The organism is Streptomyces goshikiensis (genome assembly GCF_014650555.1).
GTDB classification, from domain to species: domain Bacteria; phylum Actinomycetota; class Actinomycetes; order Streptomycetales; family Streptomycetaceae; genus Streptomyces; species Streptomyces goshikiensis.
Genome location: NZ_BMVE01000004.1, coordinates 353,792 through 368,544, shown reverse-complemented (window position 1 = coordinate 368,544; position 14,753 = coordinate 353,792). Strand labels below are relative to the sequence as shown.

At 73.5% G+C, this 14,753-nt stretch carries 11 protein-coding genes and 1 pseudogene; 7 read left to right on the top strand and 5 right to left on the bottom strand.

What is annotated here, in order from left to right; genetic code table 11:
- Positions 1-20: 20 nt before the first annotated feature.
- The 4 genes from IE248_RS15010 to IE248_RS14995 all read left to right on the top strand — a co-directional run bounded on the left by IE248_RS15010 (position 21) and on the right by IE248_RS14995 (position 3,374).
- Positions 21-1,064, top strand: coding sequence for an LLM class flavin-dependent oxidoreductase (locus tag IE248_RS15010; RefSeq protein WP_229895329.1), 1,044 nt, complete (start codon positions 21-23; stop codon positions 1,062-1,064).
- 62 nt (positions 1,065-1,126) lie between these two features.
- On the top strand, positions 1,127-1,528 hold the full coding sequence (locus IE248_RS15005; protein ID WP_037797913.1) for a hypothetical protein: 402 nt from the start codon (positions 1,127-1,129) through the stop codon (positions 1,526-1,528).
- A 149-nt stretch (positions 1,529-1,677) separates the two neighbouring features.
- Positions 1,678-2,508: a response regulator gene (locus tag IE248_RS15000; RefSeq protein ID WP_229895328.1), complete on the top strand. Its 831-nt coding sequence runs from the start codon at positions 1,678-1,680 to the stop codon at positions 2,506-2,508.
- Between the two features lie 98 nt (positions 2,509-2,606).
- Positions 2,607-3,374: a class I SAM-dependent methyltransferase gene (locus tag IE248_RS14995; protein ID WP_190030931.1), complete on the top strand. Its 768-nt coding sequence runs from the start codon at positions 2,607-2,609 to the stop codon at positions 3,372-3,374.
- Between the two features lie 11 nt (positions 3,375-3,385).
- Here IE248_RS14995 and IE248_RS38565 read toward each other — a convergent pair.
- The 4 genes and pseudogenes from IE248_RS38565 to IE248_RS14980 all read right to left on the bottom strand — a co-directional run.
- A pseudogene (locus IE248_RS38565) lies at positions 3,386-3,964 on the bottom strand (sensor histidine kinase); the annotation flags it as partial.
- 666 nt (positions 3,965-4,630) lie between these two features.
- Positions 4,631-5,497 (bottom strand): immunity 49 family protein, encoded by an 867-nt coding sequence (locus IE248_RS14990; RefSeq protein WP_190030930.1) that lies wholly within the window; start codon positions 5,495-5,497, stop codon positions 4,631-4,633.
- Positions 5,498-5,517: 20 nt separating this feature from the next.
- Complete coding sequence (locus IE248_RS14985; RefSeq protein ID WP_190031035.1) at positions 5,518-6,372, bottom strand: immunity 49 family protein; 855 nt, start codon at positions 6,370-6,372, stop codon at positions 5,518-5,520.
- A gap of 39 nt (positions 6,373-6,411) precedes the next feature.
- Positions 6,412-7,920, bottom strand: a complete 1,509-nt coding sequence (locus IE248_RS14980) for an alpha/beta hydrolase (protein WP_190030929.1) — start codon at positions 7,918-7,920, stop codon at positions 6,412-6,414.
- Between the two features lie 449 nt (positions 7,921-8,369).
- Here IE248_RS14980 and IE248_RS14975 point away from each other — a divergent pair, with 449 nt between their 5' ends.
- Complete coding sequence (locus IE248_RS14975; protein WP_229895326.1) at positions 8,370-9,542, top strand: IS701 family transposase; 1,173 nt, start codon at positions 8,370-8,372, stop codon at positions 9,540-9,542.
- Here the strand turns inward: IE248_RS14975 and IE248_RS14970 are convergent.
- Complete coding sequence (locus tag IE248_RS14970; RefSeq protein ID WP_037797910.1) at positions 9,518-11,431, bottom strand: helix-turn-helix domain-containing protein; 1,914 nt, start codon at positions 11,429-11,431, stop codon at positions 9,518-9,520. The two genes, IE248_RS14975 and IE248_RS14970, sit on opposite strands and share 25 nt — an antisense overlap.
- A 330-nt stretch (positions 11,432-11,761) precedes the next feature.
- Here IE248_RS14970 and IE248_RS14965 point away from each other — a divergent pair, with 330 nt between their 5' ends.
- Positions 11,762-12,442 carry a methyltransferase domain-containing protein gene (locus IE248_RS14965; protein ID WP_229895325.1) on the top strand — a complete coding sequence of 227 codons (681 nt, stop codon included), beginning with the start codon at positions 11,762-11,764 and terminating at the stop codon, positions 12,440-12,442.
- 27 nt (positions 12,443-12,469) lie between these two features.
- The gene (gene pabB / locus IE248_RS14960; RefSeq protein ID WP_190030927.1) at positions 12,470-14,728 is read left to right on the top strand and encodes an aminodeoxychorismate synthase component I; all 2,259 of its coding nucleotides are present in this window, start codon (positions 12,470-12,472) and stop codon (positions 14,726-14,728) included.
- Positions 14,729-14,753 lie beyond the last annotated feature (25 nt).

Here is a 14,753-nt window from a genome sequence, read left to right as displayed (position 1 = left end):
TGTCCAAGGAGAGGATCCCCGTGACGCCCGCGCCGCCCGTGATGACGCCGCTGTCCCTGATGTACCCGCTGATGGCCTCCGACCTCGACGAGCTCGCCGCCTTCGGCGAGACCGTACGGGACCTGGCGCTGGAGCGCCTGTACCTGGGCCAGTCGCTGGTCGTCGACACCCACCAGGCGTTCGCCCACCTCGCGGGACGCGGCATCCGGGTGCCCGCCGGGACCAGCGTCGCGCTGACCGCGCTGCGCCACCCCCTGGACGCGGCCGTGCAGGCGCGGTCCGTGGCGCTGCTGACCGGGCGGCCGGTGGTGGCCGGGTTCGGCGCCGGGGACCCGGACTTCGTGGCGGCGCTGCGCGGGGAGCCGTACGAGAGCCCGCTCACGGCCGTCGCCGAGTACCTGTCCGTGGTGCGGCGGCTGCTGGACGGCGAGGCGGTCGAGGACTTCCGGGGGCGCTACGTACGGCTCGACGGCGGACCCCTGCCGCTGCCGCACACGGCGGCGGCCGCGCCCTGCCCGCGGGTGTCACTCGGCGTGGGCGTGCTGCGGCCGCGGATGGCGCACACGGCGGGGCAGATCGCGGACGTGGCGATCACGCTGCTGACCCCGGCCGGTCACCTGAGGGAGGCGATCGTGCCGGCTCTGGCGAGGGGCGCCGGGTCGCGCGGGCGGCCGGTGCCGGGGGTGACGGCGATCGTGCCGTGCGCGGTGCGCAGGCCGGGCCGCGATCCCAGGAAGCTGGCGTTCGCCGCGCACGCACCGCACTTGAGCGGGGAGCACTACGCGGCCATGCTGCGCTCGGCCGGGCTCGACGTGGACGTGTCGGATCCGTGGGCGGGCGCGGGCGCGCTGGTCGACGGCGGTGTCTTCGCGTACGGGACACCTGAGGAGGTCGCCGCCCAACTCACCGGTTACGGTGAGGCGGGGGCGACGGAGATCGCGCTGAGCTGCGCCGGGGTCCTGCTGACCGAGGGCCCCGAGGCGGCACTGGCCGACGTACGGGCCATCGTCGAGGCGGTACGCGACCGGGCGGGGCGGCCCGCACCGGTGACCCGTATCCCATGACCCGTGACCCGTGTCCGCCCGTGTCATCCCCGAGTCGTCTGAGTTGAGGAGCGAACGATCACATGCTGCTGCTGGAATTCGCGCTGCATTCCCTGATGGACCTGACGCTGTGGATAGGCGGCAAGGGCCTCGACCGGGCCCGCTGCGCGCGCCGCGTCGCCGCGTTCCGGCGCGGCGAACCGGTGACGCTGCGGTGCCGTTACCGTACGGGCGCCGCCGCCGGCCGGGCGAGCGGGATGCAGCCCGGGAAGCTCACGCTGGGGCGCTCCGGAGCGGTCCTGGACGGCCCCGGGGCCAGCGCGCTGCGGCTGGCCGGGCCGGCCGTGGCGGCGACCGGCGGTGGCCGCGGCGGAACGGCCCTGACCTGCACGACCGCGCAGGGTGAGAAGGCCGAACTGCTGGTCCTGACCTGGGATTCCGCGATGGTCGCGCTCATCGAGGAGTCGATCGAAGCGGGCGCCTGAGCAGGCTGCGGCAGCGCTTCCCCTGGGCGGTACCTCGCCTTCCCCCCAGCCGCACCCCTGGACTTCAACCCCATTTCACCCGGTTGATACCTTGGCCGAAGTGCGGCCAAACGGGGTGGCCGCCACAAGGGGGCGTGATGATCCGCGTAATGATTGTCGACGACGAAGTCCTGCTGCGCTCGTGCATGCAGCGCATTCTGGAGAGCGAACCGGACATCGACGTTCCGGTCGCCTGTGACGGCCCGGCCGCGCTGGGGGCGATCGAACTCCACCGTCCGGACGTGGTGTTGCTCGACCTGCGCATGCCGGAGGTGGACGGCTTCGCCGTCCTGGCCGGTCTCGGCGCGCTGACGGATCCGCCGGCCGTGGCGATCCTGACGACGTTCCTGGCCGACGAGGACATCGCGGCCGCGCTGGGCTCCGGGGCCAAGGGCTTCCTGCTCAAGGACGCGACGCCGCAGGAACTCGTCCACGCGGTACGGGTGCTGGCCTCCGGCGGCACGGTGCTGTCGCCGCAGGCGGCCCGGATCGTGGTGGGCGGCTACCTCGGCACCGGGCCGTCGTACGGGGGCGGCCCGTCATACGGGGGCGGGCCCTCGTACCTCAGCGGCGGCCCGGGGTACGACGAGCCGGACCCGGGGCTGAGCGCCGGCCTGGACGCCGGCCTGGACCCGGGTCTGGACGCCGGGCTGGAAGCCCGCCTGGATTCGCTCACCGACCGGGAGCGCCAGGTGCTGGACCTGCTCGCGGGGGGCCTGACCAACGCCGACATCGGCCGCCGGCTGCTGCTGAGCGCGTCCACGACCAAGGAGCACGTCAGCGCCATCCTGGCCAAGCTGGGCCTGACCAACCGCGTACAGGCCGCCGTGGTCGCGACCCATCGCGCCACGCACCGCACCGGCCACCGCACCACTTACCGCGCCGCGCCCCCTCCGGGCCGGCCGCGGCCGCCGGCCCTGGCCGGCACCGGCACCCGCTGAGGCGCGGCCGAGGTCCCGTGGGCCGGGGCCGGGCGGCGGCGGGGCCGGCCCCGTACCGACCGTGCCCCACCGGCACCCCGTTTGGAGTGAGCGCCCGCATGACCACGACCCTCGGCAACGCCCTGTACGACCAGAAGCTGGCGAGCGTGTACGACCGCATGTACCCGATCGGCCACGACACCGAGCAGGCGGTCGCGTTCGTCGCGGCACTCACCCCGCCCGGCGGCAGCGTCCTCGAACTGGGCGTCGGCACCGGCCGGATCGCCGTACCGCTCGCCGGGGACGGCTTCACGGTGCACGGGATCGACGGCTCCGAGCCCATGCTCGCCGAGCTGCGCGCGCGGGATCCGCAGGGCACGGTGACCACGCGGCTCGGCGACTTCACGCGGGAGGGCACGGGGCGGACCTTCGACACCGTGACCCTGGTGCTGAACACGTTCTTCGTGGCCGTCACCAAGGAGCAGCAGGTCGGCTGCCTGCGGCTGGCCCGCGAGCAGCTGGCTCCCGGCGGCCGCTTCGTACTGGAGGCCTTCGACCCGGCCCCGTACCACCACATGGAGAAGCCGGACCACTCCATGCGCCACCTCGACGAGCGGTCGATCATGCTGGACACGCTGACCGTGGACCGCTCGCAGCAGCTCATGCTGTCGACCCACACGATCATCGACGGCGGCGCCCCGGAGACCCGGGAGCACCTGCTGCGCTACGCCTTCCCCTTCGAGATCGACCTGCTGGCCGAGCTGTCGGGGCTGCGGCTGGTGGAGCGTACGGAGGACTGGGCGGGCACCCCGTACACCTCGTCGAGCCTGCGGCACGTATCGGTGTACGAGGCGGATCCGGACTCCCCCTGGGGCGACTGCCGCTGACCGAGCGGCAGTTCGGCGCGGACGGCGAAGCCGCCGTCCGCGGTGGCGCCCGCGCGGAAGGTGCCGCCGACGAGGGCGGTGCGCTCGGCCAGGCCGGTGAGGCCGAAGCCGCCACCGGCGCCGCCGGCGGGAGGGTCCGGGACGGGACCGTTGCGGACCTCGACGAGGAGGGCGTCGCCGGTGGCGGACGGCCCGACGCGGATGTCGATGCGGGAACCGGGGGCGTACTTGCGGACGTTGGTCAGGGCCTCCTGCACGGTGCGGTACGCGGCCTGCTCGACCTCCGGGCCGCAGCCGCGGCCGTCGGGGAGGCCGAGGTCGAGGTCGAGGACCGCGTCCAGCCGGGCCTCGCGGACCAGCTCGCCCAGGTTGGCCAGCCGGGCGGAGTCACCCTCGTCGCCCCGGCCGGCGGCGTGGCGCAGGACGCCGACGATGTCGCGCAGCTCCGCCAGGGCGTCGGCGCTGTGGCGGCGTATGGTCTCGGCGTCCTCGCGGACCGTGTCGTCGGGGGCGGTGCTCCACAGCGCCCCGGACTGGGCGGCGATGAGGCCGAGGTGGTACGAGACGGTGTCGTGCATCTCGCGGGCCATCCGCGTGCGCTCCCGGGCGACGGCCCGCTCGGCCTCCAGGCGCCGGCCGCGCGCCTGCGACGCGGACAGCTCGGCGACGTGGGCCCGCAGCTCGGACCGGGTCCGGGCGAGCAGGCCCAGACCGGCGGGGCCGAGGCTGAACATGAGCGCCACCTGGACGACGATCAGGTGGTCGCTCCAGGTCATGGCCGCGGCCCCGACGGTGTAGCCGGCCCACAGCGTCGCCGCGAACAGCGCCGCCCCGGCGCCCACGACCACCCGGCGGCGGACGGCGCAGGAGGCGACGGTGTACATGGCCGCCATGGGCGCGAGCCACAGGAACCCGGTGGCCATCGACGGCAGCGTCGCCAGCAGCACCGTCACGGGCAGCCGGCGCCGCAGCATGAGCGCGATCAGCGCGGGCGGACACACGAGCGCGGCGGTCCGGTCGAGCTGCCCGTGCAGCGTGAGCAGCTCCAGGGCGGCCACGGCGGTGATGAGCACGTCCCCGGCCAGCGCACTGCGCGGCCATCCCCCGGACGCGCGCGGTGCTGCCGTGACGGTTCCGGACGTGGCCGTGCTCATGTGGTGTTCCCTCATGTCTCACAGGTCTGGGGCCGCTGCTTGCCTCTCGCAGTATCCCCGAGCCCCCTGACAACCACGGCCCGCACCCATCAGGGAAAAGGCCTAGGCGTCCACTTCGCCGACCCAGCCGAATTCCAGCAGTTCTTTCGGCAGGTATGCGGACTCGACTTCGATCGGCATGCCGGCATCGCGGGCCATGCAGGCAATGGCGAGCGGCCCGAGCGCGACGAGCCCCTCACCACTCCTCGAACGGGCATCGTTGGCCGTCCAGTACTCCTTGTGCCAGGTGAGCGCCTCGACCAGAGCCTCATTGAACAAGGTGTTGTCACGCGTCACATAGCGGTAGAAGAGGTTGATCGGCGGATAGAGGATCTTCAGCATCAGTTCCTTGCCGGCGATCCGTACGTTCGCGGGATCCGTGCCGTCGACAGCCCGGACGAGCGTCTCCCAGGTCTCCTGACGGCCGAACCAGTGGTTCTGGATCGTCTCGATCCACGCATAGAGGTAGTCGTCGAACTCCGCGCCGGAAGCGCGCAGGAAGTCGAGCGGAACCTGCACGAGCTGCTGCACCCGGTCGTTCTCGCGGCAGATCGCGGCCAGGTAGAAGGAGGTGATCCAGTTCCCGGCGTGCAGGTACTCCTGCGGGCCGGTCGCCGGCAGCTCCCGCTCCTCCCCGTTGACCCCGATCCGGCAGGTGACGGTGCCCTCGGTGGCCCGGCCCGCCGCGAACAGCGCGGATCCGGCCTGCATGGCGAGGATCCACGCCTCCCAGGTCGTGAACCGGTCCGCGACGGGGTCGGCGAGACAGTGCCACTTCGCTGCGGCCAGCGCGAGCGTGAGCGCGTCGTACCGGTCGTCCTCGGAGGTCGCGAGCCCCGCGAGCGCCTCCTCGGCACTCTCGACGACCGGCGCCATGGCCTCCGCGACGTTGTCCGTGGCGAACTCGTGGCGGGCAATACGCGCAGCCATGCGCCCATCCTCAGAGCTGATCAAGTGGGAAATTCTCCCAGCCAGCCGTGCTCAAGAAGGTACTTGGGTACGAAATCCGACTCCACGCCGATCGGGAGCTTCCCATCGTAGGCCAGGCACGCCATGGCGAGCGGCCCCAGGGCCACCGCGCCGTCGATGTCCGCCGCGCGCTCCTCGTTCCGGGTCCAATACGCCCTGTGCAGGTTCAAAGCCTCCACCAGGGCCGGGCTGAAGCCCTCTTCATGGCCCCGCACGAAGTGACGGAAGAGGTTGATCGGCGGGTACAACAGCCCCTGGAGCATGTCGCGCGGAACGGTGTGCGCCACTTCGGGATCGGACGTTTCGATCGCCGCGATGAGCTTCTCCACCAGGCCCGCCCCGCGGAGCCAGTACGTCCGCTGGGCATCCACCCAGTGGTAGAAGAACTCCTCGTACTCGCCCCCGGGTGAACGCAACTGCTCCAGCGGAATCCGGCACAGCTGCGTCATCCGTTCCTGCTCACGGCAGATGACGGACAGCCAGAACGCCAGCAGCCAGTTCCCGGCATCGGCGTACGGCTGCGGACCGATCACGGGGATGGTCCGCACTCTCCCGTTGATGCGGCACTCCACCGTTCCCTCGCTCGCACCGGTCACGGCGAACAGCGCGGTGCCCAGCTGCATCGCGTTGACCGTCGCTGCCCAGGTCTCCAGGTTCGCCGCTTCCGGGTCGGCCACGCAGTGGGCCTGGAGGGCGAGAAGAGCAGTACTGAACGCGAAGTCGATCGAGTCCGCAGATGTTTCAAGGCGGTCGATGTGGCCGGCCACTTGCTTGCTCAGCCGCTCGGCGAACGCGGCGGCATCGGGCCCGGCCACGATGTGGCGGGCGACAGTCATGGTCACGGAAGTCCCCCTGCCGATGATCCTACGCCGGTGTCAGGGGGCGCAGTAGGTGTCCTGGTGGGGGCGGGTGCCTGTGGTCAGGTAGTGGGTCACGGCGCGGTCGCCGCAGGTGTTGGTGCCCGCGAGGTAGACGCCGTGGCCGCCGTGGTCGACGGTGACCAGGCGGGCGCGGTCGCCGAGGGCACGGCGCATCTTCAGCGCGCCGAAGTACGGGGTGGAGGGGTCCCGGAGGTTCTGGATCATCAGGATGTTGGACGGGCCCCGGTCGGTGATCCGGGTCGGTTCCTCCCGCGGCCGGTCCTTCCAGAAGGAGCACGGGGTGACGTTCACCGGCATCCCCGCCGTCAGGGGGTGCGCGGCCCGGTCCGCGGCGACGGCCTCCTCGTACCCGGCGGCGCCCTGCGGCCAGCGCACGTCGTTGCAGATCACGCCGACCATGACGGCCGCGTCGGTGTCCGGCAGCGGCCGGGCCAGCTCGGGCGGGAGCGTCGGCCGGGCCGCCGGGTCCTGGGCCGCGCGGACCAGCCGGGCCAGCCCCGGGAAGAGGGCGTCGCCGTAGAGGGCGTTCTGGAGCGCCTGGCGGAGCCCGTTGCCGGTCAGCGGGGTGCCCGCGACGTCGGATTCCTTCGGCTCCCGGTCCAGTCGCGCGGCGAGTTCCAGGAACAGCGGCTCGACCTGTTCGGGGTGTTCGGCCAGGCGCAGGCCCTCGGCGTCCCGGGCCGGGTCGGCCGCCCAGGCCGCGAAGTCCGGGAAGCGGTCGTCGGCGCCCTGGGACATGTTCGCGAGCCAGCCGCGGGCCAGGCGCCGCGGGTCGGGGTCGCCGCTGCTGTCCAGGACCCAGCGGTCGGTGCGGTCGGGGTAGGTCTGCGCGTACACGGCGCCCACGTAGGTGCCGTACGAGACGCCCCACGCGGACAGCTTCCGCTCGCCCAGCGCCTGCCGGAAGCGGTCGATGTCGCGGACCTCGTTGGCCGTGGTGAAGCTGCGCAGCACCGGGCCCCCCTCGCGGGCGCAGGCGTCGGCGATCCGGCGGGCCCGGGCGGCGTTCTCTGCGGTCTCCCCGTCGGGGCCGGCCCAGGAGCGGAGGGTGACCAGCCACCGGTCCGCCGGGTCCAGGCCGCAGCTCGCCTTGGTGGAGCCGCCGACGCCGCGCGGGTCCAGGGCGACGATGTCGTAGGCGCCCGCCAGCTCCCGGGACAGGGCGTTCCCCTTCTGGGTCAGGCGCTGGACGCCGGAGCCGCCCGGGCCGCCGGGGATCACCAGCAGGGTGCCGCGCCGCGCGGCGGGCCGGTCGCTGCGCAGCCGGGACACGGCGAGCGTGATCCGGGGGCCGTCCGGGTCCGCGTAGTCGAGCGGTACGGGGAGCTCGGCGCATTCCTGGGCGGCGGGGCCACCGGGCCGGGCGCACGGCTTCCACTCCAGGGAGGACGCCGGGGCGCCGGGCGCCGCCCGGGCGAGCGGGGCGCCGGCGCCGGTGAGGGCCGTGGCGACGGAGACGACGGACAGGGCGAGGAGAGCGGCCTTGCGGCGGTAAGTAGGCATGCCCACATCGTTGTTGAGTGGTCGTCAGCCGCCCAACCGGCTGCCCCCAGACGGGCGCCGGGGGTTAGCCCCACCCGAGCCCCCACCCGAGCCCCCACCCCACCTACGACCACCCGCGACCGCCCCCGCGGGCGGGTGCGCGTGACCTGCCGCGCGGTGGCGGGGCCACCCTCCGCGGGGTCCGCGGGTGTGGTCCCGCCACCGCCCGGCGCCGGATCCGGCGGCCGGGCCGCCCGGGGCCACTCTCCGGGGCGTCCGCGCAGGCGGGCGGGGGCGTACGGACCGCCCGGCGCGGTCCGGCCCGCGTTCCCCGCGGGGGGTCCGGGTGGCCGGACGCCCGCTCGTCCGCCCAGGTGTGTGACCGGCGCACCTGGGCAAGCCACCGCCCCGGACAGCACGGTGGAGACCCGTGGAAACAGCGGGGCGACGGCACGACGTACGGGGGATACATGGAGATGCAGCTCGTCTACGAGGAGCAGGTCGGCCACCGGGTTCCGGACGACGCCCTCGGCCGGCTGTGCGCGGAGATCTTCGCACCGCTGCCGCGCAGCGACCAGCGGCGCAAGGGCGAGCTGTACCTGCGCGGGCTGCTGTCCGCGGGCGGCCGCAAGTCCATGCGGAACATCGCCACCCACGTCGGAGACCGCGCGGCCGAGCAGAGCCTGCACCACTTCATCTCGTCCTCCACCTGGGACTGGGGTCCCGTGCGCGCCACCCTCGCCCGCTACCTGGAGCGTTCGCTGCGCCCCCGGGCCTGGGTGGTGCACCCGGTGGTCATACCGAAGGCGGGCCGCCACTCGGTGGGCGTCGCGCGCCGGTTCGTGCCCAGCCTCGGCCAGGTCGTCAACAGCCAGGAGGCGTTCGGGGTGTGGGCCGCCAACGAGGAGACGAGCAGCCCCGTCAACTGGCGGCTCATGCTCTGCGAGGACTGGCGGGACACCGACCGGCTCGGCCCCGCCCCGCTGCCGCAGGACGCGCACCTCGCCGCGACCCCCCTGGAGTGCGTGACCGGCGCCCTGGCCGAGGTGCGGACCTGGACGGGCGGCGGCAGCCCGCGCCCGGTCGTCGTCGACCTCCCGGACATCAGCCCGACGGCCCTGGCCCGCTCCCTCGGCGTCGCCCGGCTGCCGTACCTGGCCTCCGTACGGGGCACCACGGCGGTGGCCCCCGCGACCCCGGCCGTCCTCGGCAACGACAGCCGCCCGACCTCCGCGCACCAGCTGCTGCGGATGGTACGGACGCTGCGCCGCCCGGTGACCTGGTCCGACCCCGGGGGCCTGGCGAGCCGGACGAGCCTGGTCGCCGGCGTCCAGGTGCGGCTGCCGGGGGTGCAGCGGCCGCTGCTGCTGCTCGGCGAGTGGACGGGCACCAACGGCTGGCCGCGGCAGTGCTGGATCACCGACATGACCGACGTGCCGTGGGGCGCGCTGCTGCGCCTGGCGAAGCTCACCCACCGCGTCGAGACCGACTTCGCGGAGGTGGCGACCCGCGTCGGCATCGTGGACTTCGAGGGCCGCTCCTTCGGCGGCTGGCACCGGCACACCACGCTCGCCTCCGCCGCGCACGCGCTGTCCAGCGAGTACCGCGACCAGCGGCCTCAGCCGATGGCGTGGCCGGCCTGATCGTGGCGCCGGCTGAGCAGCGCGCGGCGCGTGCGCTGCATCTGGAGCGCCAGCTGCACCTCCAGCGCCTGGGCGGGTTCCAGCCAGTCGGGGCCCAGGAGTTCGCTGATCCGCTCCAGGCGCCGGGAGACGGTGTTGGGGTGCACGTGCAGGCTCTCGGCCGCGCGCGTCGGGCTGCCGGCCGAGGCGAAGTACGCCTCCAGGGTGCGGGCGAGCTCGGTGCGCTGCTGGGCGTCGTACTCCAGGACGGGCCCGATGGTGCTGTTGATGAACTGGCCCGTGTTGGGGCTGTCGGAGAGCAGCAGTCCGAGGAACCCCAGCTCGCGCGGGGAGGCCGTACCGCCGGTGCCGCCGAGCGCGGTGAGGGCGTCAAGGCAGCAGCGGGCCTCCTGGTACGTGCCGCTGATGCCGGTCAGGTCCTTGACCGGGCCGGCCGTGCCCACGGTCACCGGGTGCCCCAGGGCCGTCGACAGCTCGTCGGAGACGGCGCGGGCCGCCGCGCCCGCGTCGGTTCCGGGCAGCATCAGGACGATGCAGCCGCCCTCGACGCTCTTGAGGCCCGACAGCTGATGGGCGTACGAGGACGCCCAGATGACCGCCCGGCCCAGCGAGCCGCCCTCGGGGCGGGCGACGATCACCACGTGCGGGCCGTTCAGGTCGACCCCGAGGCGCCGGGCGCGTTCGGCGAGTTTGGCGGCCGAACCGTTGCCCTTGAGCAGGTCGTTGAAGAGTTCGTCGCGCACCTGGCCCTCGGCGGCGGCCGCGCTGCGCTGCATCAGCAGCACCAGGGCGGTGACCTGGGCCACCGTCACGAGGAGCTGGTTCCAGTACGCGGCGTCGGCCTTGGCCTCGGTGCGCGCGCCCGGGGCGAGCAGCAGCGTGCCGAGCATCTCCTGGCCGGCGACGGCCGGGACGATCCAGGCGCCGCCCGCCGAGGTGACCGGGCGGCGCTCGGTGTGGGCGTCCAGGCTGGCGACGCGGATCTCGGCCTCGTCCAGGGCGGGGAACTCGCCGCTGGTGTAGAGGTCCCGGCCGGCCTGGTCCCGTATCAGCACGGGCCCGCCGAGCAGGACGGCCGCCTCGCCGGCGAGGGCGGGCAGCCCGCCGCCCTCCAGGACCACGTCGATCAGCTCGCCGTGGACGCGGCGCAGATGGTGTTCGGCGGCGGAGGAGCTCATGGCCCGGGAGGTGTTGAGCTCCAGGCCGGCCACCTCGTTGCGGACCTGGTCCAGCAGCCGGGTCTTCTCGATGGCCACGGCGGCGAGGTCGGCGAGCGAGCTCATCAGCGAGAGCTCGTCGGGGTCGAAGTGCCGGATGCCGCGACCGGCGACGTACAGGTTGCCGAGCTCGGTGTCCTCCTGGCGCAGCGGGATCGCCATCAGGGCGTGCAGGCCCTCGGCGCGCACCACGTCGTCGATGGGCTCGGAGTGGAGGAAGCTCTCGTCCCGGAGGTAGTCGGCCGTCCAGAACGGCGCGGAGCGCTGCTGGGCCTGCCGGCCGACGCCGCCGCCCATCGGGACGCCGAAACCCACGGTGATCGCGGAGGTGTGGCCGTCGGCGGCGCGGACGTACGAGACGCCCTCGTCGAAGGCGTGGAACGTCACCCAGGACATGTCGAGCCCCAGCAGCAGCCGGGCCCGCCGGGTGATCACCTTGAGCAGGGTGTCCAGGTTGTACGGGAGGGTCAGGTCCCGGGCGGTGTCGACCAGCGCGCTCAGCCCGGCCTCGCGCTGCTGGCGGCGGGCGAACAGGGACCGGATGCTCAGCGAAAGGTCCTTCGCCCTGGTCAGCCGGGCGATCTCGATCTCGTCCGCGCCGGCTTCACGAGCCGAGCGGACCAGCCGCTCGAACTCTTCCGTGTGCGCCTCCCGAGCCAGCAGCTCCAGCATTTCGGACACTTCGGCGTATGGCTTTCGGCCTTCCGGCATCAAACGGCCCCCCTCAAGGCACATCCCGTCATTCCCCCGTCGCGAACGTAGTGCGGTCCTGCTGCGGAGGTCAACAATCCGCAAAAGGAAGACTGGCAGGTCAGTTGGGGCGGAGTGTGCCTGGGGCACCACCCGCTGTGACCGATGCTGTTGCCGGACCACCTTCTGGCGGAAGGCCTTCCCGCGTTAAACCTTTGGGGCGGCGCCGGTTTCGGACGCCGCACCGACGTTTGTGACGGGGGTCCGATGACGCAGGTCCAGAGTTTCGAACGATCCATCCACCGCAGCCGTATGTCCTTGACGCGGCCCGACCGGCCGAAGCTCTTCACGATGTGCGGACGGGAGTGGGATCTGCTGGATGAGGTGTTCGCGCCCGTATTCTCCCCGTCCACCGGTATCGCGCTGGAATTCCTCGGACTGAACGAGCCCACCACCGCGCGGCCTGCCGGTTCTTTCCTGGAAATCGGCTGTGGCTCGGGAGTTACCACGGTAATGGCGGCACTGGCCGGATTTGATCGGGTGGTCGGATCCGACATCAGCCCCCGCGCGGTGGAGAACACGGCCGTCAACGCCGAGCGCCACGGGGTGGGCGACCGGCTCAGCGCGGTCCACAGCGATCTGTTCTCCGGCCTGGCCGAGAACGATCGGTTCGACACCGTCTTCTGGAGCTCCAACTACGTGATGGCACCCGACTCGTACGAGTACGAGTCGGTCCACGAGCGCGCCTACGTCGACACCGGCTACCGCGCCCACCGCCGCTACCTGGAGCAGGCCCCGCACTGGCTGACGCCCACCGGTTCGGCGCTGCTGCACTTCAGCGACCGCGGCGACCTGCCCGCGCTGCACCGGATCGCCGACGAGACCGGCCGCGAGCTGCGGACGCTGCGCAGCGAGCGGGTGCGCGAGGGCGAGTACGGACAGGACATGGTCGAGCACATGCTGATCGAGATCCGGCCCGCCCGCGGGCGGTAGCGGACGCGCGTCAACCAGGGGGGATTCATGCGCACGCTTCTGATCGACAACCACGACTCTTTCACCTACAACCTCTTCCACCAGATCACCGAGGCGGGCGGCCGCGAGCCCGAGGTCGTCAGCAACGACGACCCGCTCTGGACGCCGCGCCGGCTGGCGGAGTTCGACAGCGTCATCGTCTCGCCGGGGCCGGGGACCCCCGCGCGCGACGCCGACCTCGGGATCTCCCGGGAGGTCATCGAGCACGGCGGGCTGCCGCTGCTCGGGATCTGCCTCGGGCACCAGGCGATCGGCCTGCTCCACGGCGCCCGGGTGGGGCGCACGCCGGAGCCGATGCATGGCCGGATCTCGCCGGTATTGCACGACGGAGAGGGCCTGTTCAGCGGGATTCCGTCTCCGCTGGAGGTGGTCCGCTACCACTCGCTCGCGGTGAGCGATCTGCCCGCCGAGCTGGAGGCCACGGCCTGGACCCCGGACGGGGTACTGATGGGTTTGCGCCACCGGGACCGGCCGATGTGGGGCGTGCAGTTCCACCCCGAGTCGATCAGCGCGCGGCACGGCGTGGCCCTGCTGCGGAACTTCGCCGAGCTGAGCGGCCGCCTGCGGCGCCCGTCCCGCCGCCGCGCCGCCCCGGTGACCCCGGCGGCGCCGGCCGCTCCGGCGGCGCCGGCCGCGCCGGTGGCCGCCGCCGCACCCGTCGGCGTACGTCCGGGCGTACGGGACGACGTGCGGGTCGGGCTGCCCTCCGGCGCGCGCCGGCTCCGGGTCCTCGTCGAGGAGCTGCCCACCCGCTGGGACGACGAGGCCGCCTACGACCGTCTCTTCCGCGGCAACCCGTACGCCTTCTGGCTCGACAGCAGCCGCCCCGACTCCGGCGACGGCCGCTTCTCGGTGATGGGCGACGCGACGGGCCCGCTCGCCCGGGTGGCCCGCGCCGACGTGTGGAGCGGCACCGTCCGGGTGGACTCGGCGACCGGCACCGAGATCAGCGCGGGCCCCTTCCTCGACTGGATCGACCAGGACCTGCGCTCCCTCGACACCGAGGTCCCCGAGCTGCCCTTCGACTTCGCGCTCGGCTGGACCGGCTACCTCGGCTACGAGCTGAAGGCCGAGTGCGGCGGCGAGCTCGCCCACCAGTCCGAGGACCCCGACGCGGCGATGGTCTTCGCCGATCGGGCCCTCGTCCTCGACCACGCCACCGGGACCAGCTACCTGCTGGCACTGGCCGAGCGGTCCGCCGACGACGCCGGCCCCGACGCCGGCCCCGACGCCGGCCCCGCCGGCCCCGCCGGCCCCGCCTCGGAGGCCGCCGCCCGCGACCGGCTGACCGCCATGGCCGCCGGGCTGGAGCACCTCTCCGGCCTCCCCCGGCCCCGCCCCGCCGCCACCCCGCCGGCGGCCGCCCCCGTCCTGCCCGGCGAGATCCGGCTGCGCCACGACCGCGACGCGTACCTGCGGCTCGTCGACGCCTGCCAGGAGGAGATCGCGGCCGGCGAGACCTACGAGGTCTGCCTCACCAACCTGGCCGAGGTCCGCGGCCGCATGGACCCGTGGGCCGGCTACCTGCACCTGCGCCGCACCAGCCCGGCCCCCTTCGGCGCCCTGCTCCAGTTCGACGGCCTCGGCGTGCTGAGCACCTCGCCCGAGCGGTTCCTGCGCGTCGGCCGCGACGGGCTCGTCGAGTCCAGGCCCATCAAGGGCACCCGGCCGCGCGGCGCCACCCCCGCCGAGGACGAGGCCCTCGTCGCGGACCTGCTCACCGACGAGAAGGACCACGCCGAGAACCTGATGATCGTCGACCTGGTCCGCAACGACCTCGGGCGCTGCGCCGAGCCCGGCTCCGTCGAGGCCACGGACGTCTTCCGCGTCGAGACCAACGCCCACGCCCACCAGCTGGTGAGCACCGTACGGGCCCGGCTGCGCGCCGGCCTGGGCGCCGTCGACTGCGTACGGGCCGCCTTCCCCGGCGGGTCCATGACGGGCGCGCCCAAGGAGCGGACGATGCGGATCATCGACCGGCTCGAAGGGGGGCCGCGCGGGGTCTACTCCGGGGCCATCGGCTACTTCTCGCTCTCCGGGGCGGCCGACCTCAGCATCGTCATCCGTACCGCCCTCGTCACCGAGGACAAGGTCCGCTACGGCGTGGGCGGGGCCGTCATCGCCCTCTCCGACGCCGAGGCCGAGTTCGAGGAGACCGCCGTCAAGGCCGGCGCCCTGCTCTCCCTGACCGGCGGCCCCTTCCCCGGCCGCCGCCGCACGCAGCAGCCGGCGAAGGCCGAGGCCTGACCGGCCCGGGGTCCTGACCGGTCGG